The sequence below is a fragment of the Flavobacterium cerinum genome, from assembly GCF_024496085.1.
Classification (GTDB): domain Bacteria; phylum Bacteroidota; class Bacteroidia; order Flavobacteriales; family Flavobacteriaceae; genus Flavobacterium; species Flavobacterium cerinum_A.
This window is the reverse complement of the sequence record NZ_CP101751.1, coordinates 1957197-1980254: the sequence shown is the minus strand read 5'-3', so window position 1 is coordinate 1980254 and position 23058 is coordinate 1957197. Positions and strand designations below refer to the sequence as shown.

Below are 23058 nucleotides of genomic sequence, written 5' to 3'. Positions count from 1 at the left end.
AATAATTATCGATAACGCATCAACAAAATAAATACGTATCATAACAAGATTCGGAAGTCAATTTATTTCGCAAATTAGCGAATTAATGCATTCCTCACAAGTTATAAAAAAGACTGTAACACATTCGGTTGCTGCATTTTCAAATTGATCAAAATAAATTCTATCTTCGTATGATCAATCTAAAATCCGATGGAACTCTATATTCATACTACTAAATCACAACATCTTCCGTATGAAGAAATCCGGGAGGCTTTTGCGAAATTTCAGTTTACAGAAGACCTATATGAAGGTAAAGGAAGTTGTATACGACAACACACCGGGCGTAGTCGATATGGCGTAATTCATATCGTTATGCAAAGAGACTTCGGTAGATTTATCTGGGATGTTTCGGAAGAGAAAATTCCGTCTGTGTATATAGATGCCGTTTTATCGACAATAAAAAATATCATCAATATTCCGAAAGGACTTTCTCCGTTTAGCAGCTTCAGTTTCAATTACAAAGTTATTGACGGTGCCTATCATCCTGTTGATTCGGATAATGTAAGCTATGAAATTGCAACCTTTCTGGCAATTGCAGCTATTATCGGATTTGATCATGAAACTTTGAATATATACCGAAAAAACAAACTATAAACATTCTTCAAAATTGAAATCCGTTTATACGTTTTAGTTTCGGATCGCTTTTGCCGTTAGTAATTCGACATAAATCAGAACGCCTATAATTAGTATTTCAAGAGTAAAATAGATCTTTCCGAGTACTGTAACTTCCCGATGATAATACATCAGAAATCCGAATGTCAGTAAACAATAAAACAGATTCAGGATTCCGTTCAGTATAATAAAGTTTTTCCGTTTCTTTTTTACCGCAAAACTGCTAACAAATGAATAACAGGAAATCAAAAGGCTGATAACTAATAAGCCAACCAATACTACATCTGGTAAACCTGTATTTAACATCGGTATTTTTAGAAATACAAAAAGCAGCGCACTTGTAATTAATGCTCCTGTTCCATCAACTATAAACAACTTTCCCGGATTATCGGAAAACAGGCTTATCATTTTATTCATCTGTTTGACGTATGGATTTCAACTATTTCGGAATTAAAGTTACTATAATCCGGGTAATCTGACATTATCATATCCTACATTCTAATTTGTGTCGGTATGGAATTGTCCAAATCAGATCGACAGCCAGATAATGCACTCCGGATTTCGCTGCTCGATAACCTTTGATCCGATTATTAACATATCCGATATCCATAGAAAGTGGCGTTTTCGGAATTTGAAATAAATAATACAATCCCAAACGGGTTTCTTTATAACCGAATTTTGATTCTTTTTCGTTTGTATTATACTTACTTATTGCAAAAAGCCCTTCTGCACTTAAAGCCAGCGCCTGTTTATTTTTGGATGGAAAATGGTAAACCAATTGGGTTTTTAAACGGGTTCTAAACTGGAAATTTTCATCTGCCGGACGAAAGTCAGCCGTATAAAACTTCCGGAATTCCTGACGTATAGTGTTTTTCCATTTCCACTGATTAGCCAAATCTAGCGTATAGCTATAACGCCCATATACCCGAAATTCCTGTTCCACACCTTCCGAACGATATGGTGATTGGCTTTCATAATTATTTTGTCTGCGATAACTTACCGCATAACTATATTGCTGATTGAGTTTAAAATTGTGGTATCGCTCATGATTTAGCACCAGAATAGCCTGATCATCGAACGCATTATAATTATCCGGATCACTTTTTTGTCCTAATCCGAAATACGTCATAGTTTCTTTCTTTCCTAATGAATCTAATTTTTGTTTGATTCCGAAAGCGGACCAAAAAGCGCTTCTTGCTTTACCTAATCCCGGCGGACTTAATTGTGCATGTGTATTTTCAAAAGATAAAAAGGAGAATAAAACAAATAAAATGAGGGTTTTAGTCGTTGATAACATAATGCCATTTAAGATTTTAAATTGTAATTTGAAACTTGAGAGTGACAATACTACAATTCAAAACTGGAGTCATTCTGGAATAGCATCTTCCAGAACTCCTACTCAATACAATTTATTTATTCTTAATGTTAAGAATCCGGTTGTTACCTTTTAATATCCTGCAAAAAAAAATCAGAAGACACAAATAAGTATCTTCTGATTATACAGTGTAATCTATGTTTTACTTTAAACTATTTAAAGTTGTAATTTAGCGCTAATCCGGCTTTATTCTCAAGGTAAGCCGGGCAAAAACTCACCCTACTATCTTTTTTGATTTCAAAAGTAAGCGGATTAAAATAGTAAGTCAAAACTGCTGTAGTCATTCCAATACCGGCACCGGTCGTTATATCACTCAACCAGTGGCGATTGTTTAATATTCTGAAAGTTCCTGTAGTTGTTGCTATTAAAAAACCACTACTGGCAAACCAGATATTACTGTTTTTATACTCTAAAAAATGCAAGGTCGCACAAGTAAACGCTGCCGCAGTATGCCCGGATGGGAATGCATTATTTCCTGAGTTATCCGGTCTTAAATCCCCTATATTATTTTTTAACGGTAAAGCTATTGCTGTGAGCAACAATTTTGAAACCAGCATATTCGAAGCCATTTGGGTATTACTATGCTCCGATTTAAATCCCATATAGTTCCCTCCAAACGTTAACAAAACCGTACTGTATTGAAAATAGTCATCGAATGAGGATTTAAAATTTCCAAAATTGTGATCCCGGAATTCCTTTACGTCATTATTAATAGCTGAATGTCTCAAAAGCGCTCCTCCGGCAATCAGCGCAGAAGGTATAATTAGTTGCTTATACGAAAAGTGGCTTTTATGAATTATAGTATCGGTTTCCGTGTTCGAAAAAACCAGCGTAGGCAGGCATAATGTTAGTGCAATGCAACGTAGTAAAGTAGCGATTTGATTCATTTAGAATGTTAATTTAAGGCCTAAAGTCTGAAAGTCTCGAAGGTAGTTTCCGGTAACCCGGATGTCATATTTTTTTTGAAGATTAGCCTGACCGGTTTTTCGGTCGATAAATCGGTTTCGGGCTATATTTTTACCACTGAAGTAACCGATAAGTAGAGCCAGAGGATAATCTGAAATCCAATGTACTTCACTTTGCACCATTTGAAAAGACAAAAGTCCAATAGCGGAATAGCCCACCGGTTTCAACCATTTCACTTCCGGATAATTGGTGGTTATTACTGTAAAAGCCGACATTATAGTTGCCAGATGTCCGGATGGAAAAGCATCGTAAGTTGGTGTATTTTCACCATAGGCTGTAAAAGATGGAAACGGATTCCAATCACCGCCCGGATTTCCGTTTTCTCTGGCGATAAAAGGGCTTTCTCTACCTGTAGTCCTTTTAAGCACTTGTATATAGAAACCGGAAAGTGCCATACTTTCTAACATACCGGAAGCAGTAGCATAAGCACGGTAATCATTTGTAAAAACAGCATGAGTCATAAAACCGGCCGTTAGTAATAATACCGTTGTTCCGTTACCGGTCAGATAGAATGCAGCACCAAGATTCTGAGGTATATTGCTCAATGGCCCTAAAGTCCCGTATTTATTATCTGCTGACAATCCTATACTTTCGGCAAACCTTCTGGATTCATCGACGATATCCTGATCTAACGGAATCATCACAGCTGTTGCAGCTAACGCACCTCCTAAATACCAGGCATGATCATCCGCTACAAAATCCTTATTGGTATCTTTAAAATCCTGCCAAAGATTGGTAATCGGTTCATGCCATTTGGGTTGATAATAAATTCTCTCCGTTTCGGAATCTATCGTATATGTTTGCGTTTTTCGGTCTTGAAAACGCTTGTTTAATACTGACAGTGAATCCGATTGTGAAAAAACAGAACCTGCTAATAATAAGAGTAAAGGTGTAAACCTATTCATGGGTGTTTGTAAAATTGTGCCAAAAATAGAGTATTATATTCTACATCAAAATTTTACTACAAAATAATACTTTATGAATTTGTTAAATTTTCTTATAAAAATTCATTTTCTACTATTATTTTAAAATTGTGTTATCTTTTTATTGTTATTTTAAAAAATTTTACACGCATATGTGAATTTTTTAAGCACCCGCAAACAAAAACTGCCAATTATTCTCTCTTCTTTACTCCTATTTTTCGACTGGAACACACTTAAAAACAAAACAGATGCGTTATTCTCCTCTCTGAAATTCTATTGCACTATTTAACCTGCGGAATGCATTCTTCCTCCATTACCAACTTCATTTAGATATTCCAGTCCGTTTTTAATGCTACACCATGCTCTATGGCAACTACCTCCAAAATCTTTTAACCAGTCACCTCCGTTAATTTGCCTTAATTCTTGTTTTGATATTATACTAAAACCATTCATAATTTTTTTCTTTTAAACCTGTAGTAATGCTAAACCAAAAAACACCAGATTATACAATCCATGATATACTATAACACTCAAAAATCGCCTGGAATACAACCGAATACCTGTTAATATAATTCCTGCAAGAACCTGCGGAAAAAACTGTAATACTAACGCATAAACCGGAAGTCCATTAAGAGCAACTGAATCGTAATTCGAAATATGGATAAGGGTAAAAACAAATACACTGGCTATCAAAACCATTTGAGGAACTACTTTTCTGTCTGAAAAACAAAAAAAGCCAAATGACAATACATTTAATATAATTATAGCTCCTTTAAAATAGTCACTAAAATTAGTTACCAGTATAAAAACAACGCTAAAAATAGTACCCCAATAAAAATATTTACTTTTTACTAAACCATATCTAAAAATTATTTCCTCAATGACAGGTGCAAAAACAACCGCCGAAAATAATAATTTCAACGGATTATTTAAATCATTATGCTGCTTGGATTTTGCAACATCAATATTACAATGGGATACAATTAACTCAAATACTATAATAGCCAATATATGTATAAAAAAAACTGCCGCTAATATCCTTGTTTTTTTATTTACAATCACATTCAACTTCATTCCAACCTTCTATAAACCGATCAGCTATATCGACTAATTCAATAAGTTTAACGCCTCTATCTATCCATTCATATAATTTACGCCAGGGTATTCGTCCGCCTCTTATACCCTTCATTTCATATAATTCTAACGCAACGGAATTAAATTGTTCTATTCTCATTTTCTATACTTTTCCATATAGTATAAAAGTAAACAACAGAATTCAATCCACTAAATTTCAACATCGTACAAAAAAAGTCACATTAAAGACTCTTCAGACATCTACTTCATAAACTATAATCATAACGTGTTCTAATTTTACCTGTATCCTTTTCCGTATTTGATAATTTGTTACTTTTAAAACGACAAACTGCTACCTGATAATGGCTATGAACGAGGATTTCCGATATCAATTTATTCCGCCGATACATTTGTTATCCGACTTTGTAGAAAGCATCGGTATGTTTTATAATCCATCGGATCATGCAAAGGAAGTTATGATTGTTCCCGATGGGCGAATTGATCTGTTTTTCTCTCAATCGGCATCTGAACCTTTTCATATTACACTGGTCGGATTAGAAACCTTTCCCGAACAAAGAAGTATTCTTCCTCATACTCATACTTTTGTAATTAGTTTTAAACCGTTGGCGGTTGAGTATATTCTGCGCACTTCTATTACCAATTTATTGAACACCGCTACGCTTCTCCCGAATGATTTCTGGAATTTTACGCCAGATGATTTCAGTGATTTTGATCATTTTCAGACAAAAGCAACCCAAAAGATAACCGAGCTTTTACCGAAAGTAATTGATGACCGAAAACGCCTTCTTTTTGAACTAATTTATCAGTCAAATGGGGAAATGAGCATTAAAGAACTTTCAGAGAAAGTAGCCTGGAGCTGTCGGCAAATTAATCGTTATTTCAATCAGCAATTCGGATTATCATTAAAAGCCTTCTGCACTATATTACGGTTCAGAGCTTCATTAGAACATATTGCACAGGGAAAACTTTTCCCTGAACTCAACTTTACAGATCAAAATCACTTTATAAAGGAAATTAAAAAATTTTCCGGTGTGGCTCCGGGAGAATTATCTAAAAATCAAAACGACCGATTTATACTATTATCCGTTTTAAAACAGCAATAGTTTTGTACTGTAAATAAACTTTAATGGTATGAAATTAAATAACAAGCAAATCGCTATTGTGGGCGGTGGTCCGGGTGGTTTAACATTAGCGCGGCTTTTACAGCAAAAAGGAGTAAATGTAAAAGTATATGAACGCGATTACAATAAAGAAGCCCGTATACAAGGTGCTCCGCTTGATATGCATGATGAATCGGGATTGGCCGCAATACGTCAGGCCGGTTTATTAGCTGTTTTCAAAAAGAATTTCCGTCCCGGTGCCGATAAAAAGCTTATCGTAAACCAAAATGCTGCCATTTTTTATAGTGATCATGATGCGAAACAGGAAGAAAATTTTGGCAGTGCTCATTTTCGTCCTGAAATCGATCGCGGTCCGTTACGAAATATGTTACTGGAATCATTGCACCCTGAAACCGTAGTATGGGACAGTCATTTTTTGCAAATGGAACCACAAAACGACGGCTGGCAATTGTACTTTAAAAACGGTTCGTCTGCTTACGCCGATATTGTTATTGCCGCAGATGGCGCCAACTCTAAAATCCGCCCATATCTTACGGATATCAAAGCTTTTTATTCCGGGATCACTATGCTGGAGGTAAACGTTACCGATGCCGAAAAAGCAGCTCCTCACATTCATTCTATGTTGGATGGCGGAAAAATTATGGCTTTCGGAAATTCGAAATGTTTACTAATGGGAATGAAAGGTAATGGTGACTTAACTTTTTATGCGAGTTATAAAACCGATGAGAACAATCCGACAGTAACTATTCCGGACAACTCCGATACCGATCAATTACTACAGTGGTTCCAAACTGAATATCCGCAATGGGGAACTATTTGGTATGAACTTTTTAAAAATGCAACAATACCGGCCATCCCCCGTCCGATTTACTGTATGCCTTTGGATCAAACCTGGAAAAGTCGTTCCAATTTAACATTGCTGGGTGATGCTGCACATGTTATGCCTCCGTTTGCCGGAGAAGGTGCCAATATGGCCATGCTGGATGCCTTGGAACTAAGTGAACACCTAACTTCTGATCAATATGATACAATACAGGAAGCCATAACAGCTTACGAAGTCAATATGCGCCAAAGAGCAGCCAAAGCCGCTCGGGAATCACTGGAAAACGGAGAACGTATGCATTCTGAAAAAGCCTTGGAAACGATGTTGGCATTTTTTAGTGAGCATTAATTTCTGAAAAATGAATTAAGTATAAAGGCCAATTCAACAAGTTGAATTGGCCTTTATACTTAATTTTCTATCTTATAAATTTAGATTATTTGAACATTTTATCATATATCACTTTTAGATAGCGCTTCAATTATTTCCTGTGAATAATCTTTTAGCATCGATTCTTCTATAATTTTGATATTTGGTATTTTATGTAAAATACTCAACGCACTTTCATAGTTTTTAAAAAGAGAATGGTCTATAGGCTCACCAACAATTAAATTGCACTTGTAATCCGTTTCACTTACTTCACTTTTAAAATCTGTAAATTCACCTAAATTATTTCTTGCTTTTTGTATGATTCCTTCAGGAGTTTTTAAGTCAAACCCAACTGGCTTTACCAGATTCCAAACACCATTCTTCCATGCGAAATCAAAATGAAAATTACCCGTATTTGTTTGGATGTTGAAGTCCTTTTTATATCTGTTTTTGAACGCAACATTCTCTAATCCGTACTTTTTTAATTCAGTATATAGATGAGAAATTATTTTAGGTTCTTGTTGTTGATTTAAATTCCCTTTAATATCATCAATAAATTCTTTTTCAAGTATTATTTTCTCAATTAATTCCTCATTCAAACCTCTTGTTGGTTCTGTTTTAAAATTACAAAACTGAATTACCGTACTATCGTCAGGTAAAATATTGGCCGATATAAATGATTTCAAATTTAAACCTTCCGAAGAATTGAAAATAGTATCTTCACTCCTATATCCATCCAGATATTTTGAGATTTGCCTGATATATTCCTTTATTGTTTTTTCAGGAACGTCACAATAAATACTTTTAATCCGGTTTAAGGCTTTAGAATATTTAAAAACAAATTTTTTACTTTCTTCAAAATAGATAAGCACACCTATATTTATACTCTCGTCTAAATAAGGCGAATGCTTGTATTTTAATATACAATATGTGTAAAAATCCGTTTTCATTGAATCATTCCTTTTAAGTACCGTTCAAAAATAGTGACATTCTGTTTAGCCCACATGAAATAATTAATAAATTTTTCTCGTTCATAATGAGGTATTTGCAGCCGTTCTAACCCATCAAAAGTACTATTTAGACTGCTCAAATTCAATACTTTTAACATTTCCAAAAACTCATCGAACAAATGCTTTTTTTGTCTCGAGGACTTTAAATACTTTATCAAAATGTGATGTTGGTAGGGGTAATTTCTTAAATAAGACTCGTAATCAACTTTTTTATCTGAATCAATAAAAGAGAAAGTGAGTTCGTGGTCAATCAATATTAAATCTGAGTCATTAATTAATAAATTTGGTTTTTTACGTACACCTCCTCTATCAATATTATAAACAAAAAAATCAAACGCAAAAATATTTGCATAATCATAATCGTTCAAAAAGCTTTTTGTCACCAAGGGAGTAAAAATAACACTTTGCCCTATGAATTTACTACAAAATTTATAACCTTCATCAAGTGAATACAACCTTTCTTTTCCGTAGAGATTATTGATTTCTGAATGTTCAAAATTTATAACTCCATAATCAGGACAGATCAGATTAAATTGTTTCGCCAGCTCCGAGCTTATTATTTCTTTTGCTACTGATATACCTTGTAAAATCTGTTTCTTAGTAAACAACTTCAGTATATATTTACACGGGGTTCCATTCTCATTTAATGCAATAATATTGACTGGTTTTGTAGTACCTCCTATAAGTACATCTCCAACTGACACTAATTGCAATTCCTGCATAACTCCTTTGTTTACAATTGTAATATACTAAATTTATTTCAAAAATCAGTATATTCCAGCTCCCGATATTGTATTTTCAACAAGTAATAAAATCGTGTAAATATTAATCTTAAATAGGTTCCTTTTTATTATAAATACTTTTTCAATTATATAATTTTGTACAATTCAGATAGTGTAAATTAAAATTCAAACAACATGAATAACACCAAAGTCTACACAATGTCGTTTGCTAGTGTTTATCCGCATTATATCCAAAAGGCAACAAAAAAAGGGCGTACTAAAGAGGAAGTTGATACTATCATTTTCTGGCTGACGGGTTATGATGAATCTTCTTTTCAGGATCATATTGCCAACAAAACCGATTTTGAAAATTTCTTTGCTCAGGCACCTCAACTTAATCCGAATGCCTCGAAAATTACGGGTGTGATCTGCGGTTACCGTGTAGAAGCTATTGAAGATCCGCTTATGCAGAAGATCCGTTATCTGGACAAATTAATTGATGAATTGGCAAAGGGAAAGACAATGGATAAAATCTTACGTAAATAATAACAAGCAAGATGCGAATAGCAATAATTGGAGCCCATCGGGTTGGTAAAACAACATTAGCCGAGAAACTATGCGAGCATTTACCCGGTTATAAATTGTATCGGGAACCCTATTACGAACTGGAAGATACCGGCTATCTATTTTCAGAATCACCCGATATTGACGATTTTATTACACAATTCGATTTTTCTGTAAAGCAAATTCCGGAAAGTGAGGATGATGTTATTTTTGATCGGTGTCCGATTGACCTTTTAGCCTATATCCACGCTATGGATAAAAATAAAAACATTCAGCATTATTATAAAAAAGTACAGGAATTAAGCTCTGAAATAGACCTTCTTGTTTTTGTTCCTATTGAGAATCCGGATCGAATAGGTTGTGAGAAATCCGATCTGCCAAAACTTCGTTATAAGGTTAATGAAATACTCAGCGAATGGATTTGGGATTTTGATATCATGACAATAGAAGTTAACGGAACCTTACCATCACGAATTCGTCAGCTACTTAGTAAAACGGTTTAAAAGGATAACGGTAAAAAACTAAATACTATTTTTTACCAGCTGCCCCAATAGTTTCAGATCATTTTCAACCCGGTCGGTCCACTCCATTGCATAATTCAGACGCATACAATTATTATACTGATTGTATTGTGAAAACATCCTTCCCGGTGCAAAGTTCACTTTTTGTTTTATGGCCTGATCATATAAATCTTCCGTACAGATTCGTTTGTCGAGTTCTAACCAGAGCATAAAACCGCCTTTGGGCTGTGATACTTTAGTATTGTCCGGAAAATAGGCTTCTACAGCACGTTGAATCTGTAAGTAATTAGCATACATTTTATGACGAAACGTACGCAAATGATGATCATATCTACCGTATTCCAGAAAGTGGGCAACCACATCCGAAAATAAGGATGGGGAACAAACCGTTTGTCCGATCTTCTGCCGAATGATTTTGTCTTTAAATTGTCCCGGTGCAATCCATCCGACCCGATAACCCGGAGCCATTGTTTTCGAAACCGATCCGCACCACATTACCAATCCGGCTTCATCATAATATTTACAGGGTTTAGGACGTTCAGCACCAAAAAATAAGTTTCCGTATAAATCATCTTCAATCAGCGGTACATTATAATGTGTAATCAGCCGAACCAATTCTTTTTTATTTTCATCCGGCATTTGAAATCCCATCGGATTATTAAAATTAGTCACAAAACAACAGGCCGCTACCTCCGGTAGTATTTTTTTTAATGCATCAAGATCGACGCCCAAAACCGGATGTGTCGGTACTTCGATTATTCGTAATCCCAAAAGTTGAATCGCCTGTAACACTCCGAAATAAGCCGGTGTTTCAACTGCAACGGCATCTCCCGGTTTAGTTACAGCCATTAATCCGTTGTAAATCGCATTGATCGCTCCGGAAGTAATAACCAGATCATCTTCTGTAATTTTTCCTTCCAACACCATCGCCCATTTGGCAATTTCACGACGCAAATGTTCGTTTCCCTGAACCGGTTCGTAGGACGTTCCGCTATCATTTCTATCTTTTACAGCTTTTACAATTGCTTTATTTAGCTTCGCCAACGGAAGAAAGTTTTTCCCCGGAATCCCCAGAGCAAATTGGGTCACATCTTCTTTGGCTATCGTTCCGAAAACCTTATCGATCAAATCCTGCGGTGTTTCTTCTTTCGCCGATGTTGTAATCCGGGTTATAGTCGGTAAAGCCCGTTTCCGTTGCGCTGTCTGACTCACAAAATAACCTGATTTAGGTCGTGGCTCAATTAAAGAATGACTTTCCAGTTCGAGATAAGCTAGTTTTACCGTATTAAGACTTACATTATATAGTTTTTGGGCACTACGAATAGAGGGCAATTTATCACCCTGCTGCAAAGTATCGTTTTGGATTTGTTCCGTAATGGTTCGCGCTATTTTCTGATATAATGCTTCTTTAGTCTTCATAGGAACTGTTTTCACAAATGTACATTTTTTGTTTTGCTCTGTTTAATTATAACTGTGATTCAACCAATTTAACAATCGCATGATTCCTTTTTGAAAAGCATCTTTATCTTTAAAAAAAGTCAGTTGTTTTTCACGGAAAACATTATCTACTTTTTCTTTCCATTGTTGATCATCTTTATCATTAGTCAGGTTCTTCGGATATAAAACATAGTCGGCTTTATCATTTTCATCTAGTATCAAACTAGCAAAACCGATTAACTTTTCTTCTTCTTTTATTTGTAAAAAAGGGATTCCGAAAGTTTCATTTACCGGCATTTCCTGTGATTGATCCTGCAATACATTAAAGAAAGATTTTAATTGCGTCATATCGGAAGCATATACTTCCTGAATATGCAAGATCGCTTTGTCTGACTGGGTTTGCTTCATAATTCTGTTCTTTAAAACAATACAAAGCTATAGCGTCACAACCTATAGTTACAGATACAGAAAATCTTATTTTTATGGATACAGAAAAAATAACCGGATTGGCTCTTTATAAGATTCCTTTAGATTGTTCAGCAATTACCGCTCCGAAATACGAATACAATTCCGAAGGGATCGCATGTCCCATACCTTCCATCAGTAGCAATTTAGCATGTGGAATTAAACGGGCCAGATCCACGGCACAATCAGGATGAAAAATCGGGTCATCCGTTCCATGGATGATCACAACCGGTACCGTAATTTGTTTTGCTTTTGTTTCATCAAACACCATAGTTCCCATCGCCAACAACTGTCGTAGCGTACCGTTTTCAGATCGAGAACGTTTCAATTCATTTTCAATCAATTCGATCTCCCTGTTTTCATCTAATGGGTATTTTGTTCCGCCAATTCGTCGGGCAAAAGCCAAAGCATCCTTTATATAACCTTGTTTGTCTGCAATCGGATTAACCGGTTTCCGAGTCATCATTGCCATAACATCCGGAGCTACGGGTGGCAAAACCGGATTCAGAGAAGTCGACATAATAATGGTTAGTGACAAAACACGGTTCGGAAAATCTGCTCCGATTAATTGCGCTATAATCCCTCCCATAGAACGACCTACGATATGAGCCTTATCAATATGCAAGTGATCCATCAAAGCAATTACATCTGTAGCCATATCATAAAGCGAATACGGAGCACCTTTTGCTTTTACCTTTTCAAAAGCTTTTTCAATGTCATTTCCATATTCTTCTTTTTGTTTCGAAAGAAAAACGGAACAACCGGAATCCCGATTATCAAACCGGATTACTCGAAAACCTTTTTGTACTAATACAGCACAGAAATCAGCATCCCAACGAATCATCTGGCTTCCTAAGCCGGAAATCAATATCAGGTTTTGTTTATTATTTTCGCCTAAAACCTCATAACATAATTCGACATTATCTTGTTTTATCGTTTGCATCCTATCTTATAAATCCGTTAATAAAATATCTTCAAGCGGTAATAAACGGGAATCTTCAATAGCCGCTTTACGATGTCCGGCAATTTTCATATAGGCTTCGTTTTGTTCAAAGCTAAAAAAGTCGCCAACACTTTTCTGGCGGATGAGCATCGCAATGTCCCAACGCTCAGAATCCGGACCTATCAGGAAATGATCGCCTTTTCCGATATACAGAATTTCTCCGCCTGCTGCTGTTAGAAACGGTTCTGTTTTCCGGATATAGTTTAAAAAAGCTTCCCGACCGGTTATCTCATTTTCCGGTTTTAAATCCGGATTCTCCGAATAGTCTGCTATTTCTTTTAACCGGATCAGATTCAGGTTTACAATCGAACCCGATATGTTTTTCTGAAACAATCTTTTACCTGCTTCATATTCAGGGTATAAATATTTTGTTGTTGTCATTATTTTCATTTCTTATCGATAAACATTATTGGATGTTTCCGCCGAGATCAGCCAAAAGTTCCAACATCATCCGAAGTGATTTTCCTTTTTTAGCCGGCAGAATTTCTTTAGCAATTATTTCAGCCGTTACCTTCGCTTCTTCAAATATTTTTTCTCCGTTTGCTGTGATTACTACATAACTAACTCTGGCATCCCGCTGATTAGCCTCTCTTCCTACTAATCCGATTTTTTCCATCGGAGCCAGTAAACGAGTTACACCGGAAGCCGTTAATCCGATCTTATCTGCCAAATCAATTCTACGCATCTTATGTTCCGGCGCCGTATTGAGTAAATACAATATCATAAAATCACTAAATCCGATTCCATGTACACTAAGCGCATCGAATCTTCTCGCCACAACCGATTGAACTTTGGCCATGTTAATCAGAAAAATTAAATCTTTATTTATCATTGATATATATTTGAGTGATCAAGTATTTATTTATCGCAAATGTATTATTTTTTCTTTATCAGTCAATACTAATTTGCAATGTTTCATCATATTTTTTCAGGCGCTGTAAAAAGTCGGGAATATTTTTAATGATCTGATGCGAATGTTTGACACCAAATAAAGCAGGATTATCATTTAAGTATAAAGCCGTTTCTATAGCACAATATGCCGTGACTTTCCCTTCTCCATAGCCGGTTAGACTACAACTATAGCGCATGCCTTTCGAATTGACAACTTCCGCTTTCACTCCAAATACATCACTCCCGATACCCAATTTTTTAAATATCGGAATTAAACTATTCTGTATCATTTTGAAGCGGAATAGCCGAGTTAGACCTGTCTTTCGTAATATTGCCATACCGCGCGTTATCCATTCCGAATCGAATGCCATTCGCGTTACCACTTGTTTTAGTTGTGTTGTTTTTGACAAAGTGTGCTGATCCGAAAAATTAAACGAATAAAACCGGCGATTTCCCAGCAATGTTGTTTTTTCAGGAATCGAAAAACTTTTAACGGTTACCGGTTTATCATTTTGCATCAGTATATAAGAAGAATGTATATTGTCGAAAGTCCATCGATATGCGGCATCACCATGCTTCTCCCCTAAACCTAATACCATCGAGATAGAAGCCGAAATACTTTCGGGTAGTTGGTTTATCCCTTGTTGTACCAGTAAATTAGTAATTCCCGGAGCCAGACCAACACTCAGAATAACACTTACCTCATTCTTTTTAGCTTTATCGTCCAGCAATTCAATTTCGGTTATCAGTTTTTGATTTGCTGTAATGTCAATGTAATGTATTCCTCTTTCGATACATTGTGCTACAAAACGGGCATTATCCTGATCAATACACATGATCACTAAACTTGTATTAGCAGGTAAAACAATATTTTCCGGATCTGATATATCCAATTGATACGGGAGCACTTTATGTTCTAATTTCTTTGCCAATTGTTCCGCTTTATCCCAACTCCTTCCGGCAACAATAACTTTTCCCGGAAAATAATGGGCCAAATTACGACTGATGACACCACCAACAGCACCATAACCACCGATCACTACTATATTATCTTTCATTTGTCTGAATTTAAATTTTGATTACTCAAAAGTAGGTCAGACTTCAACCCTATACCGTTATAAAATTTCAACGATTTCTTATAAGATTTCTATAGTTACAGAAGATTTATTGCTCTTCCAAAAATAAAATAGTTGTAGATCCAAAAGTTATAACAAGCTACAAATTAAAGATCCTGCAATATTATGTCACAAAAAAGTGAAATTTTAAAAATCCGACAAAAATTAACAATTCAGATTTGGTATGCTAATTTTGTTGCTTAGAATTTAGAAAAAAAATCTTATAATTTTCTACTCAATTTTACGCAACACAAAACACAAAACAATAACAATCAATATCTTACATATTATTTTTTATTTATTCTAAATTAATTTGGCTATTAAAACACTGGAATTTAATTTTGCATAAAGTTTAATAAATCTAAATAAAACAATACGATGAACAGACAAATCCTTGTGTTACTATTGAGTTTTTTCTCGATCGTAACATTTGCACAAAACAAAGGAACGATAAAAGGAGTTGTTCAAAATGAATCCGGTGTTGCGCTGCCCAATGCCAGTATTACAATATTAAAAACTTCATTCGGTACGGCATCAAATTATGATGGTCAGTACACACTTTCCAATCTGAATTATGGTACATATACACTCCGTATAACCATGGTAGGATACAAAAGAACAGAAACAAAAGTTACTGTCAACACAGCAGAAACCGTAGTTCCGAACATCATTTTAAAAGAAGCCGTTAATGAGCTTGACGATGTCGTGATCAACGAGAAAAAAACCAACAAATTTACCCGAAGAACCAGCACAACGGTTTCCAAAATGCCGTTAAAAGATATCGAAAACCCACAGGTTTATGTATCGGTTCCGGCTGAATTGTTAAAAGAACAGGTAGTAACCAATTTTAATGATGCCCTTAAAAATGCTACCGGAGTAACCCGTTTATGGGAATCGACCGGACGTGGCGGTGACGGTGCCGAGTATTTTTCAATGCGCGGTTTCTCTGTACAACCCACGATGTTAAATGGCTTACCGTATATCAATAACGGTAAAATTGATTTTTCAAATATCGAAAGTATTGAAGTAATCAAAGGTCCGTCCGGAACCTTATACGGAAGTAGCCTGATCTCTTATGGTGGTTTGATCAATGTTGTGACTAAAAAACCATATGAAACTTTCGGAGGAGAATTGTCTTATTTAGCCGGAACTTACGGTGTAAACCGAGTAACAGCAGATGTTAACACGCCGCTTGGTAAAAATAATGATGTGTTTTTACGTGTAAATGCCGCTTTTCAAAACGGTGACAGCTTTCAGGATGCGGGTTATAACAAATCTTTTTTTGTAGCACCGTCCTTAACGTATAAAGCTTCCGATCGTTTAACCTTTATGATCAATACAGAATTCTTAAGTTCAGAAGGTTCCTATGCTCCAATGCTGTTCTTAAACCGAAATTCGCCATTGCCGTTTAACAGCATCGAACTATTCGATAAAAACTATAAAAATTCATTTACTTCAAACGCCTTTTCTATCAGCAATCCAAGTTTTAGCTTACAGGCGCAGATGTTATACAAACTATCCGATTCATGGACTTCCCAAACGGCAATTTCCAGAAGTACGGCAAAATCTGACGGATATTATTCTTATTTATACAGTACCGGAACTGATGATTCTTTTGATCGTTATATTACAAAAGCAAACGCTCAGACGTATAGTACTGATATTCAACAAAACTTTATCGGAGATTTTAAAATTGCCGGTTTACGTAACCGTATGGTAGTTGGTTTAGACTATTATAACGGTATCCAAAAAGATAACGGTTCCGGATGGACAGGACTGGGTAAAGTAACTTTATCTACCGGTGCCGATACCGGAAACCTGACACAATTAGCTGCCGATACAGCATTGGCTACAACAACTTTTACCCGATCTAATGCTGAAACGGAAACCTATGCTGCTTATATTTCAGATGTAATTAATATTACACCTACTTTATCAGCTATGGGGAGTTTACGTGTTGATCATTTTATCGGACAAGTGGAAGATGAAAAGAAAGGACAAACTGCTTTTTCTCCTAAATTCGGTTTATTATACCAACCGATTCAGGACAAATTATCTGTTTTTGCTAATTATATGAACGGATTTAAAAACGTATTACCACAAGCTATCACCAACCAAACTACTATGGAAAGAGAAGGCTTCCGTACCTTCGATCCTGAAAAAGCCAATCAGTTGGAATTTGGAGTGAAATCAAATTTCTTCAACAATAAATTAAGTGCTACAGTAAGTTATTACGACATTAAAGTAAGCAATATTGTAATGAATGTAGGAAACGGACCGGCTACTTATACACAAGGCGGAGAGATCCGAAGCAAAGGTATTGAGGTAAGCGTAGTAGCAAATCCGGTAGCAGGATTAAACATTATTGCCGGTTTCAGTAATAATAATGCAGAAGTAACCAAAGACCTGGAAACTTCCGGTTATTTAGGACTTCGTCCCGAAAGTGCCGGACCGGAAACTCTGGTTAATCTTTGGGCTAATTATACTTTTACTGAAGGAAGTATTAAAGGTTTCGGTTTTGGTTTCGGAGGAAATTATGCCAGTGAGCAAAAAACACTGAACCGTTCAAATATCGGTACGTTCTCCCTACCAAGTTATACGGTAATCAATACAGCATTATCCTATACGGGTGATAAATTCAACATTATCCTGAAAATGAACAATATTTCAAATGAGAAATATTATTCAGGATGGTCAACAGTTAGTCCGCAGGCATTACGTTCTATCACGGCCGGATTAACTTATAAATTTTAATTTATTTCGTTAGTTATAAAACTCCCCTGATGGGGAGTTTTTGTCTTAATCCTTAAAATATAATCACTATGAGAAATTTGTTTTTATTTGTTGCCCTTTTTGTAATGGGAATTTCAAAAAGTTTTGCCCATTTTATGTGGATTGAAACCAATTCAAAAGGAAAAATCAATACGCCACAGGAAGTAAAAGTTTACTTCGGTGAATACGGACACGGTGTACGTGAGAAAGTCGGCAGTGATACTTTTAATAAAATGCAGCATTTTACCCTTTGGGCTATTGCACCGAACGGAGACAAAACAAAACTGGACGTTACCCCTTCCGATTTATTTTACAAAGCATCATTCACTCCAAAAACAAACGGAACCTACACTTTTATTTTGGATAACGATAAAATTGAGGTGATCGATTTTACCAAATATAACTTCGGGATTTTTAAAACCCATTATCACGCTACCGCTAAAACAACCGTAGGTACTAATTCTACTGATTCCGTTTCTCAAAATCCATCCGGTTTGTCAATCGCTGACATTTCCAAAAAAACGGGAGAAGTAACTTTAAAAATTACCTATAAAAACGAACCGTTTGCCGAAAAAGAAATCGATTTATTTATTCCGGATCAATGGTCCAGAAAAATCAAAACCGATAAAAACGGGACGCTTACTTTTAAAACACCGTATGCGACACAATATGTAGTTGAAGCGACAAATAAAGAAGAAACACCCGGAAATTACAACGGTAAAGACTATCAGTTTATCTGGCATAGTGCTGTTTATACGCTTCCGAACTAATTATTCTTAAAACTGTTTTCCATAATGACCAAAAAGAAAAACAAAACTTTTAAACAATGGATCGGAAAAATCCATTTATGGCTGGGATTGGCTTCCGGTATTATTGTACTGTTTCTTTCCGTAACCGGTTGTATCTTTGTTTTTAACGAAGAGATTACAACATGGCTTCGCAGGGACGCTATTTACGTAACCGAAAAAGCCGAAAAAACAATTCCTGTCAGTCAATTATGGGAAAGTACACAACAGCAACTGGGAGAGCGTATAAAAAGTGCTTCCATCGGTGTTTATAATGATCCGGATAAAACCTGGACATTTCGTAGTTTTAAAAGAAGTGACAAACCCGATTCAATCTTTTATTTCGGGAATATTGACTATTACCAGACCATTTATGTAAATCCCTATACCGGAAAGATTCAGGGTATTTATGATGAAACCACCGATTTTTTCAATATTGTAAAATTTCTACACTGGAGTTTGTTATTAGAAACCGAAATCGGACAACCGATTATCGGTTGGGGCACTTTTACGTTTGTGATCATGTTGATCACCGGTATTATTTTGTGGTGGCCCAAAAACAAAGCAGCTCGAAAACAAAGAGTATGGTTCCAATGGAAACCAACGACACAATGGAAGCGTAAAAATTATGATCTGCACAATATTCTCGGTTTTTATATCGCTTCTATTGCAGTAATCATTGCATTTACCGGTATGGTATGGGCTTTTACATGGTTTCAGGCTATTGTATATGTAGCCGGAGCAGGAACGACTACACCTCCGGATGTTAAAACTGAAAAATCTGTTATTGCAAAACCGGGTACTGTTTCCGCTTTGGATACCACTCTGGCGGTTAGCCGTGAAAAATATCCTGATGCGAGTGCTTATAGCTATGGAAAACCGGCAAGTGAAACAGATGTGATCAATGTCTATGTACAACAAGTATCAGGAGCCTATTATATTAGTCACAATTTACAATTTGATCAATATAGCGGTAAGCTTTTACTGGAACGTGATCATAGCGAAAAAAATTTCGGAGAGAAACTGATTACGGCCAATTACGATATTCATGTCGGAGCCATATTAGGAATTCCCGGTAAAATTATTGCTTTTATCGCGTGTTTTATTTGCGGAATGCTTCCGGTTACCGGCTTTTTAATCTGGTACGGAAGAAACTTCAAGAAGAAATAAAAAAAAGCCCTGACGGGCTTTTTTTTTATGGTTTAACCATTAACTGTTGTAACGGTTTAAGTTGTTCCATATCGATATTACCTTTTTTCAGTAAGCCCAAAAGAGACATTACATGATTCGGATTCATATTCTCTCCCAGGATACGAACTACAGCAAATCCGTTTTCTTTTTTACTTCCATAAAGAACAAACTCACTAACATGATCGGTATCTCCGACAAAATAGATAGCTCCGCCTTCTTTTCCGTTTCCTACTTTAATCAGTTCCTGATACTCTTCATCTTTAAGAATCTCTTTTACTTTTGTTCGTTCAGCTTCAAACTCTTTTTCATTTTTAGCATCTGCTTTAAATGCCAATACATTCATTTTTTTAAAGGATTCTAAAGCTTCTTTTTCTTCAGCCGACAATGTTACTTTATCCGTATTAAGAATACTAGGCGAGACATCAACAGCTATAAATTCTTTCTTTTCCGAATTTTCTACAAAATACTTTTGTAAACTCGGTTTACTTTCACAACCGGCCAGCGATAACGAAAGTGCAGCTAACAGGATTCCTATTTTTTTCATATATCTGATATTTATGTTAAAAAAACCTGCCCTTTTGGAAAGAGCAGGAATTCTGTTTTTATATTATTTCTGTGATGCTTTTTTTAAAGACTCACCACCCGGAAGTTTCATTTTTTCTGTTAAGGCTGCAATCTCATCCAGATCAAAGTTACCGGTTAATGACATTAGCACGGTTTCATTTCCTTTACCGCTTCCTCCTTCGATATACATCAGCAACTCTTTAATCTGACTGCTTGTAGCTCCTGATTTTACATAAATTTTTACGTTTTTACCGTTATCGTTTACACGCATTAATTCTTCCAAAGGGTTTGCTTTTAAATAAGCCGCCACACTGCTTTTCATTTCCGAAGCGGGTTTGGCACTGTTAGTCGTATACACTTTAAGGTTATCCAGTTTTTTTAACAAACTGATATAAACCTGAGTTTGTTTGTCCGATGTATCCATCTTCACCTTACTCATCATTTCGAACATTTTCTTATTTACTACTACAGATGTTACATCATCCTGGTCGGCAAATTTTTCAAAAGGCGATTGTGCAAAAACCATACTTGGCATTATTATTAAGGCAATTGCTACTACTATTTTCTTTACTATCGTTTTCATATTCTTGTTAGTTTTTACTTTTTGTTTTACTTAAAAATTGTTTTGGTTGTTTTTTCATATTCTTTCATGTATCCCATACCTTTAACTCCGATGTTCACATTTTCCGACACCATTTCAAGCGCTTTCTGGGTTTCCATATAAGCTGTTTCCGGGTTGTCAAATGTTCCAAGATCCTGCTGATCCTGTTGTTTCGGATTCAGGTACGTGATAAGGCCAAACAAAAGAGCGACGCTCGCAGCAACAGAAATCCATGCTACATAACTACGTTTTCTGGGTTTTAGTGGAACTGTTTTTGTAAACTGCTCGTCTTTTGCCTGTCCGAAGTAACCAAACATTGCACGATATTGCTCTAGATGTGGCGCCACATCCGGCTGCGAGAAGTAGTTTTTCAACTCTTTCTCTTCGGCAATACTGGTTTCTCCTGAAAAGTATTTTTCGATTAACTTATCCATTGAATTGAATTCCATAATTGTGTTTTTTAACCAATTGTTCTCTTATTATTTTTCTTGCTCTCGATAACGCCACTCGCACTGCCGTTTCATTCATGTCCATAATTTTAGCTATCTCGGAGAATTCATATTCTTCCACTTCCCTTAACTGAAGAATCAAACGTTGTTGTTCGGGTAAATCCTGCATTATTTTTTCTACCCAATTCCAACTATCCCGGTCTTCCAGTTGTTTCTGAACACTTGCCGTTCCGTCGGAATAATTATTATGTACAATCTGCAAATTGGATGCCCTTTTTGATTTTAACTGATCCAGACAATAATTTTTAGTCATTGTCATTGCAAAAGCTTCTACACTATTATATTTAGACAGCACTTCGTTGTTTTTCCATAATTTCACCAAAACTTCCTGAGTGGCATCTTCAGCCTCTTCAGTACTCACTAGCAAACGTTTCGCCATCCGGAACAGTTTGTCTTTAAAAGGAGAAATTAACTTGATAAACTCCTGTTGATTCATAATTTGGGGTTGGTTAGTTTTGGTTTATATAATGAAGACGAACAGCTGTATACTTTGTTACAACCATTTTTAAATTTTATTAAAAATAATAAAAAAAGCAGGAGAAAAAGTTTATTTCCCTCCTGCTATACGATATAAAAAATAAGTATGTCTATTTAATAATCAGCTTTTTAACTTCTTTTTTAGCTTCGGCTTCCAAAGTAATTAAATAAGTTCCTGATGTTAGATCGGATACTGAAATTTGTTTATGATTCCCTTTTGCAACTGTTTTAACCTGACGTCCGTATAAATCGTAGATTACGATACTTGCCTCTTTTTCTGAGTTGATATAAACGATATCACGAGCCGGATTCGGGTAGATACTGAATTCTTCGGTTACAAAATCTTTTGTTCCTAAAACAGCCTGATTGATCACTCCAACTGCATCAAGATCGAAACCTCCTGATCCGAAAGGTGTCGGATACGGATCATTTACGATATTTCCGAAACTATCACGTGAAGCATACTGCGGATCGATAGTACCGATAACGTCAATCACTTTAACATGAGTTATCCGATCTTTATTCAATAAAGGACTATCCGGAATATCTGACAAGTCGAACGGCGTACCAAAACTTGCTTTATATTTTCCTGCCAGATTATTAATATAACGACAGTCTACACTACCGAAACCGCCAACTTGTGTTGCAGTTTGTGTTTCACTATGTGCCGGGAAACGGAAAAAATTCACGCCATCGGAACTTACTTCTACAAAGGCCAATTCCAAAAAGGTATCAGAAAAACCGTTTTCAAAAACAGCGAAATCAAATCCGGGTCCGTTTGCGATCGGTGTGGCAAATGTTAATACCGCACTTCCGCCATCTCCAAGACTTACAATTCCGCTACCATCAGCAGCTCCGGTTGCATACTCAGGTGAACCTGCATTCGCCAATGCTCCTGTAGGATTAATAATATCTTGCGGTCCGCGTACAACTGTAGCCGCTGTTGCCCATCCTACAAATTGTGAGCTACTCGCCGCAATTGCCGTAGATCCTTCTACTCCTGCCGGCGGTGCATAAGATTGTGCTTGTATAATTGTTGTTAGTCCTAAAGAGGCAATAAGTAGTATTCGCTTCATGTGTTGTTTTTATTTCTATTTATAAATTATCTTTA

At 36.0% G+C, this 23058-nt stretch carries 27 protein-coding genes; 8 read left to right on the top strand and 19 right to left on the bottom strand.

What is annotated here, in order from left to right; translation table 11 throughout:
• Positions 1-189 precede the first annotated feature (189 nt).
• Entirely contained in the window at positions 190-633 is a 444-nt protein-coding gene (locus NOX80_RS08865; RefSeq protein ID WP_256552928.1) for a hypothetical protein, read from the top strand.
• A 33-nt stretch (positions 634-666) separates the two neighbouring features.
• On the opposite strand, the gene NOX80_RS08860 is transcribed toward NOX80_RS08865, so the two are convergent.
• From NOX80_RS08860 to NOX80_RS08835, 6 genes are all read right to left on the bottom strand, one after another.
• A complete protein-coding gene (locus tag NOX80_RS08860) occupies positions 667-1068 on the bottom strand; it encodes a hypothetical protein (RefSeq protein ID WP_256552927.1) in 402 nt (133 codons plus the stop codon).
• Positions 1069-1135: 67 nt separating this feature from the next.
• A complete protein-coding gene (locus NOX80_RS08855) occupies positions 1136-1948 on the bottom strand; it encodes a DUF2490 domain-containing protein (protein ID WP_256552926.1) in 813 nt (270 codons plus the stop codon).
• 230 nt (positions 1949-2178) lie between these two features.
• Complete coding sequence (locus tag NOX80_RS08850) at positions 2179-2913, bottom strand: phosphatase PAP2 family protein (protein WP_256552925.1); 735 nt, start codon at positions 2911-2913, stop codon at positions 2179-2181.
• Positions 2914-3897, bottom strand: a complete 984-nt coding sequence (locus tag NOX80_RS08845; protein ID WP_256552924.1) for a phosphatase PAP2 family protein — start codon at positions 3895-3897, stop codon at positions 2914-2916. It abuts the gene before it with no gap.
• Positions 3898-4380: 483 nt separating this feature from the next.
• The gene (locus NOX80_RS08840; RefSeq protein WP_256552923.1) at positions 4381-4989 is read right to left on the bottom strand and encodes a CPBP family glutamic-type intramembrane protease; all 609 of its coding nucleotides are present in this window, start codon (positions 4987-4989) and stop codon (positions 4381-4383) included.
• The gene (locus NOX80_RS08835; protein ID WP_256552922.1) at positions 4964-5149 is read right to left on the bottom strand and encodes a hypothetical protein; all 186 of its coding nucleotides are present in this window, start codon (positions 5147-5149) and stop codon (positions 4964-4966) included. The genes NOX80_RS08840 and NOX80_RS08835 overlap by 26 nt, the downstream gene beginning before the upstream one ends.
• Positions 5150-5351: 202 nt before the next feature.
• On the opposite strand from NOX80_RS08835, the gene NOX80_RS08830 reads away from it, so the two are divergent.
• Positions 5352-6113 (top strand): helix-turn-helix domain-containing protein, encoded by a 762-nt coding sequence (locus NOX80_RS08830; RefSeq protein WP_256552921.1) that lies wholly within the window; start codon positions 5352-5354, stop codon positions 6111-6113.
• Between the two features lie 28 nt (positions 6114-6141).
• On the top strand, positions 6142-7302 hold the full coding sequence (locus NOX80_RS08825) for an FAD-dependent oxidoreductase (protein WP_256552920.1): 1161 nt from the start codon (positions 6142-6144) through the stop codon (positions 7300-7302).
• 101 nt (positions 7303-7403) lie between these two features.
• Here the strand turns inward: NOX80_RS08825 and NOX80_RS08820 are convergent, their stop codons facing one another.
• Positions 7404-8270 carry a DUF3037 domain-containing protein gene (locus NOX80_RS08820; protein ID WP_256552919.1) on the bottom strand — a complete coding sequence of 289 codons (867 nt, stop codon included), beginning with the start codon at positions 8268-8270 and terminating at the stop codon, positions 7404-7406.
• Positions 8267-9052 (bottom strand): HipA family kinase, encoded by a 786-nt coding sequence (locus NOX80_RS08815; protein WP_256552918.1) that lies wholly within the window; start codon positions 9050-9052, stop codon positions 8267-8269. Before NOX80_RS08815 ends, NOX80_RS08820 begins: the two co-directional genes overlap by 4 nt.
• Positions 9053-9247: 195 nt before the next feature.
• On the opposite strand from NOX80_RS08815, the gene NOX80_RS08810 reads away from it, so the two are divergent.
• A complete protein-coding gene (locus tag NOX80_RS08810) occupies positions 9248-9598 on the top strand; it encodes a DUF2200 domain-containing protein (protein ID WP_256552917.1) in 351 nt (116 codons plus the stop codon).
• An 11-nt stretch (positions 9599-9609) separates the two neighbouring features.
• Positions 9610-10119 carry an AAA family ATPase gene (locus NOX80_RS08805; protein WP_256552916.1) on the top strand — a complete coding sequence of 170 codons (510 nt, stop codon included), beginning with the start codon at positions 9610-9612 and terminating at the stop codon, positions 10117-10119.
• 18 nt (positions 10120-10137) lie between these two features.
• Here the strand turns inward: NOX80_RS08805 and NOX80_RS08800 are convergent, their stop codons facing one another.
• The 6 genes from NOX80_RS08800 to NOX80_RS08775 all read right to left on the bottom strand — a co-directional run bounded on the left by NOX80_RS08800 (position 10138) and on the right by NOX80_RS08775 (position 14991).
• Positions 10138-11556, bottom strand: coding sequence for an aminotransferase-like domain-containing protein (locus NOX80_RS08800; protein WP_256552915.1), 1419 nt, complete (start codon positions 11554-11556; stop codon positions 10138-10140).
• A gap of 42 nt (positions 11557-11598) precedes the next feature.
• A complete protein-coding gene (locus NOX80_RS08795; RefSeq protein WP_256552914.1) occupies positions 11599-11982 on the bottom strand; it encodes a hypothetical protein in 384 nt (127 codons plus the stop codon).
• Between the two features lie 106 nt (positions 11983-12088).
• Positions 12089-12982 carry an alpha/beta fold hydrolase gene (locus NOX80_RS08790; RefSeq protein ID WP_256552913.1) on the bottom strand — a complete coding sequence of 298 codons (894 nt, stop codon included), beginning with the start codon at positions 12980-12982 and terminating at the stop codon, positions 12089-12091.
• Positions 12983-12988: 6 nt separating this feature from the next.
• Entirely contained in the window at positions 12989-13423 is a 435-nt protein-coding gene (locus tag NOX80_RS08785) for a DUF1330 domain-containing protein (RefSeq protein ID WP_256552912.1), read from the bottom strand.
• Between the two features lie 25 nt (positions 13424-13448).
• Positions 13449-13874: a MarR family winged helix-turn-helix transcriptional regulator gene (locus tag NOX80_RS08780; RefSeq protein ID WP_256552911.1), complete on the bottom strand. Its 426-nt coding sequence runs from the start codon at positions 13872-13874 to the stop codon at positions 13449-13451.
• Between the two features lie 58 nt (positions 13875-13932).
• On the bottom strand, positions 13933-14991 hold the full coding sequence (locus NOX80_RS08775) for a saccharopine dehydrogenase family protein (RefSeq protein ID WP_256552910.1): 1059 nt from the start codon (positions 14989-14991) through the stop codon (positions 13933-13935).
• 435 nt (positions 14992-15426) lie between these two features.
• Between NOX80_RS08775 and NOX80_RS08770 the strand changes: the two genes are divergently transcribed.
• From NOX80_RS08770 to NOX80_RS08760, 3 genes are all read left to right on the top strand, one after another.
• The gene (locus tag NOX80_RS08770) at positions 15427-17802 is read left to right on the top strand and encodes a TonB-dependent receptor (protein WP_256552909.1); all 2376 of its coding nucleotides are present in this window, start codon (positions 15427-15429) and stop codon (positions 17800-17802) included.
• A 68-nt stretch (positions 17803-17870) separates the two neighbouring features.
• Entirely contained in the window at positions 17871-18590 is a 720-nt protein-coding gene (locus tag NOX80_RS08765; RefSeq protein ID WP_256552908.1) for a DUF4198 domain-containing protein, read from the top strand.
• 24 nt (positions 18591-18614) lie between these two features.
• A complete protein-coding gene (locus NOX80_RS08760) occupies positions 18615-19775 on the top strand; it encodes a PepSY-associated TM helix domain-containing protein (protein ID WP_256552907.1) in 1161 nt (386 codons plus the stop codon).
• A 25-nt stretch (positions 19776-19800) separates the two neighbouring features.
• On the opposite strand, the gene NOX80_RS08755 is transcribed toward NOX80_RS08760, so the two are convergent.
• The 5 genes from NOX80_RS08755 to NOX80_RS08735 all read right to left on the bottom strand — a co-directional run bounded on the left by NOX80_RS08755 (position 19801) and on the right by NOX80_RS08735 (position 23023).
• Positions 19801-20340 (bottom strand): DUF4252 domain-containing protein, encoded by a 540-nt coding sequence (locus tag NOX80_RS08755; protein WP_256552906.1) that lies wholly within the window; start codon positions 20338-20340, stop codon positions 19801-19803.
• Between the two features lie 63 nt (positions 20341-20403).
• The gene (locus NOX80_RS08750) at positions 20404-20943 is read right to left on the bottom strand and encodes a DUF4252 domain-containing protein (protein WP_256552905.1); all 540 of its coding nucleotides are present in this window, start codon (positions 20941-20943) and stop codon (positions 20404-20406) included.
• Positions 20944-20969: 26 nt separating this feature from the next.
• Positions 20970-21410 carry a hypothetical protein gene (locus tag NOX80_RS08745; RefSeq protein ID WP_256552904.1) on the bottom strand — a complete coding sequence of 147 codons (441 nt, stop codon included), beginning with the start codon at positions 21408-21410 and terminating at the stop codon, positions 20970-20972.
• Positions 21388-21906, bottom strand: a complete 519-nt coding sequence (locus NOX80_RS08740; RefSeq protein WP_256552903.1) for an RNA polymerase sigma factor — start codon at positions 21904-21906, stop codon at positions 21388-21390. Before NOX80_RS08740 ends, NOX80_RS08745 begins: the two co-directional genes overlap by 23 nt.
• Before the next feature lie 151 nt (positions 21907-22057).
• A complete protein-coding gene (locus NOX80_RS08735) occupies positions 22058-23023 on the bottom strand; it encodes a T9SS type A sorting domain-containing protein (RefSeq protein WP_256552902.1) in 966 nt (321 codons plus the stop codon).
• Positions 23024-23058: the final 35 nt, after the last annotated feature.

What these genes read in the sequence shown, in the direction of transcription:
- NOX80_RS08865 (WP_256552928.1), top strand. Translation starts at nt 190, where the DNA reads ATGGAACTCTATATTCATACTACTAAATCACAACATCTTCCGTATGAA.
- NOX80_RS08860 (WP_256552927.1), bottom strand. Translation starts at nt 1,068, where the DNA reads ATGAATAAAATGATAAGCCTGTTTTCCGATAATCCGGGAAAGTTGTTT.
- NOX80_RS08855 (WP_256552926.1), bottom strand. Translation starts at nt 1,948, where the DNA reads ATGTTATCAACGACTAAAACCCTCATTTTATTTGTTTTATTCTCCTTT.
- NOX80_RS08850 (WP_256552925.1), bottom strand. Translation starts at nt 2,913, where the DNA reads ATGAATCAAATCGCTACTTTACTACGTTGCATTGCACTAACATTATGC.
- NOX80_RS08845 (WP_256552924.1), bottom strand. Translation starts at nt 3,897, where the DNA reads ATGAATAGGTTTACACCTTTACTCTTATTATTAGCAGGTTCTGTTTTT.
- NOX80_RS08840 (WP_256552923.1), bottom strand. Translation starts at nt 4,989, where the DNA reads ATGAAGTTGAATGTGATTGTAAATAAAAAAACAAGGATATTAGCGGCA.
- NOX80_RS08835 (WP_256552922.1), bottom strand. Translation starts at nt 5,149, where the DNA reads ATGAGAATAGAACAATTTAATTCCGTTGCGTTAGAATTATATGAAATG.
- NOX80_RS08830 (WP_256552921.1), top strand. Translation starts at nt 5,352, where the DNA reads ATGGCTATGAACGAGGATTTCCGATATCAATTTATTCCGCCGATACAT.
- NOX80_RS08825 (WP_256552920.1), top strand. Translation starts at nt 6,142, where the DNA reads ATGAAATTAAATAACAAGCAAATCGCTATTGTGGGCGGTGGTCCGGGT.
- NOX80_RS08820 (WP_256552919.1), bottom strand. Translation starts at nt 8,270, where the DNA reads ATGAAAACGGATTTTTACACATATTGTATATTAAAATACAAGCATTCG.
- NOX80_RS08815 (WP_256552918.1), bottom strand. Translation starts at nt 9,052, where the DNA reads ATGCAGGAATTGCAATTAGTGTCAGTTGGAGATGTACTTATAGGAGGT.
- NOX80_RS08810 (WP_256552917.1), top strand. Translation starts at nt 9,248, where the DNA reads ATGAATAACACCAAAGTCTACACAATGTCGTTTGCTAGTGTTTATCCG.
- NOX80_RS08805 (WP_256552916.1), top strand. Translation starts at nt 9,610, where the DNA reads ATGCGAATAGCAATAATTGGAGCCCATCGGGTTGGTAAAACAACATTA.
- NOX80_RS08800 (WP_256552915.1), bottom strand. Translation starts at nt 11,556, where the DNA reads ATGAAGACTAAAGAAGCATTATATCAGAAAATAGCGCGAACCATTACG.
- NOX80_RS08795 (WP_256552914.1), bottom strand. Translation starts at nt 11,982, where the DNA reads ATGAAGCAAACCCAGTCAGACAAAGCGATCTTGCATATTCAGGAAGTA.
- NOX80_RS08790 (WP_256552913.1), bottom strand. Translation starts at nt 12,982, where the DNA reads ATGCAAACGATAAAACAAGATAATGTCGAATTATGTTATGAGGTTTTA.
- NOX80_RS08785 (WP_256552912.1), bottom strand. Translation starts at nt 13,423, where the DNA reads ATGACAACAACAAAATATTTATACCCTGAATATGAAGCAGGTAAAAGA.
- NOX80_RS08780 (WP_256552911.1), bottom strand. Translation starts at nt 13,874, where the DNA reads ATGATAAATAAAGATTTAATTTTTCTGATTAACATGGCCAAAGTTCAA.
- NOX80_RS08775 (WP_256552910.1), bottom strand. Translation starts at nt 14,991, where the DNA reads ATGAAAGATAATATAGTAGTGATCGGTGGTTATGGTGCTGTTGGTGGT.
- NOX80_RS08770 (WP_256552909.1), top strand. Translation starts at nt 15,427, where the DNA reads ATGAACAGACAAATCCTTGTGTTACTATTGAGTTTTTTCTCGATCGTA.
- NOX80_RS08765 (WP_256552908.1), top strand. Translation starts at nt 17,871, where the DNA reads ATGAGAAATTTGTTTTTATTTGTTGCCCTTTTTGTAATGGGAATTTCA.
- NOX80_RS08760 (WP_256552907.1), top strand. Translation starts at nt 18,615, where the DNA reads ATGACCAAAAAGAAAAACAAAACTTTTAAACAATGGATCGGAAAAATC.
- NOX80_RS08755 (WP_256552906.1), bottom strand. Translation starts at nt 20,340, where the DNA reads ATGAAAAAAATAGGAATCCTGTTAGCTGCACTTTCGTTATCGCTGGCC.
- NOX80_RS08750 (WP_256552905.1), bottom strand. Translation starts at nt 20,943, where the DNA reads ATGAAAACGATAGTAAAGAAAATAGTAGTAGCAATTGCCTTAATAATA.
- NOX80_RS08745 (WP_256552904.1), bottom strand. Translation starts at nt 21,410, where the DNA reads ATGGAATTCAATTCAATGGATAAGTTAATCGAAAAATACTTTTCAGGA.
- NOX80_RS08740 (WP_256552903.1), bottom strand. Translation starts at nt 21,906, where the DNA reads ATGAATCAACAGGAGTTTATCAAGTTAATTTCTCCTTTTAAAGACAAA.
- NOX80_RS08735 (WP_256552902.1), bottom strand. Translation starts at nt 23,023, where the DNA reads ATGAAGCGAATACTACTTATTGCCTCTTTAGGACTAACAACAATTATA.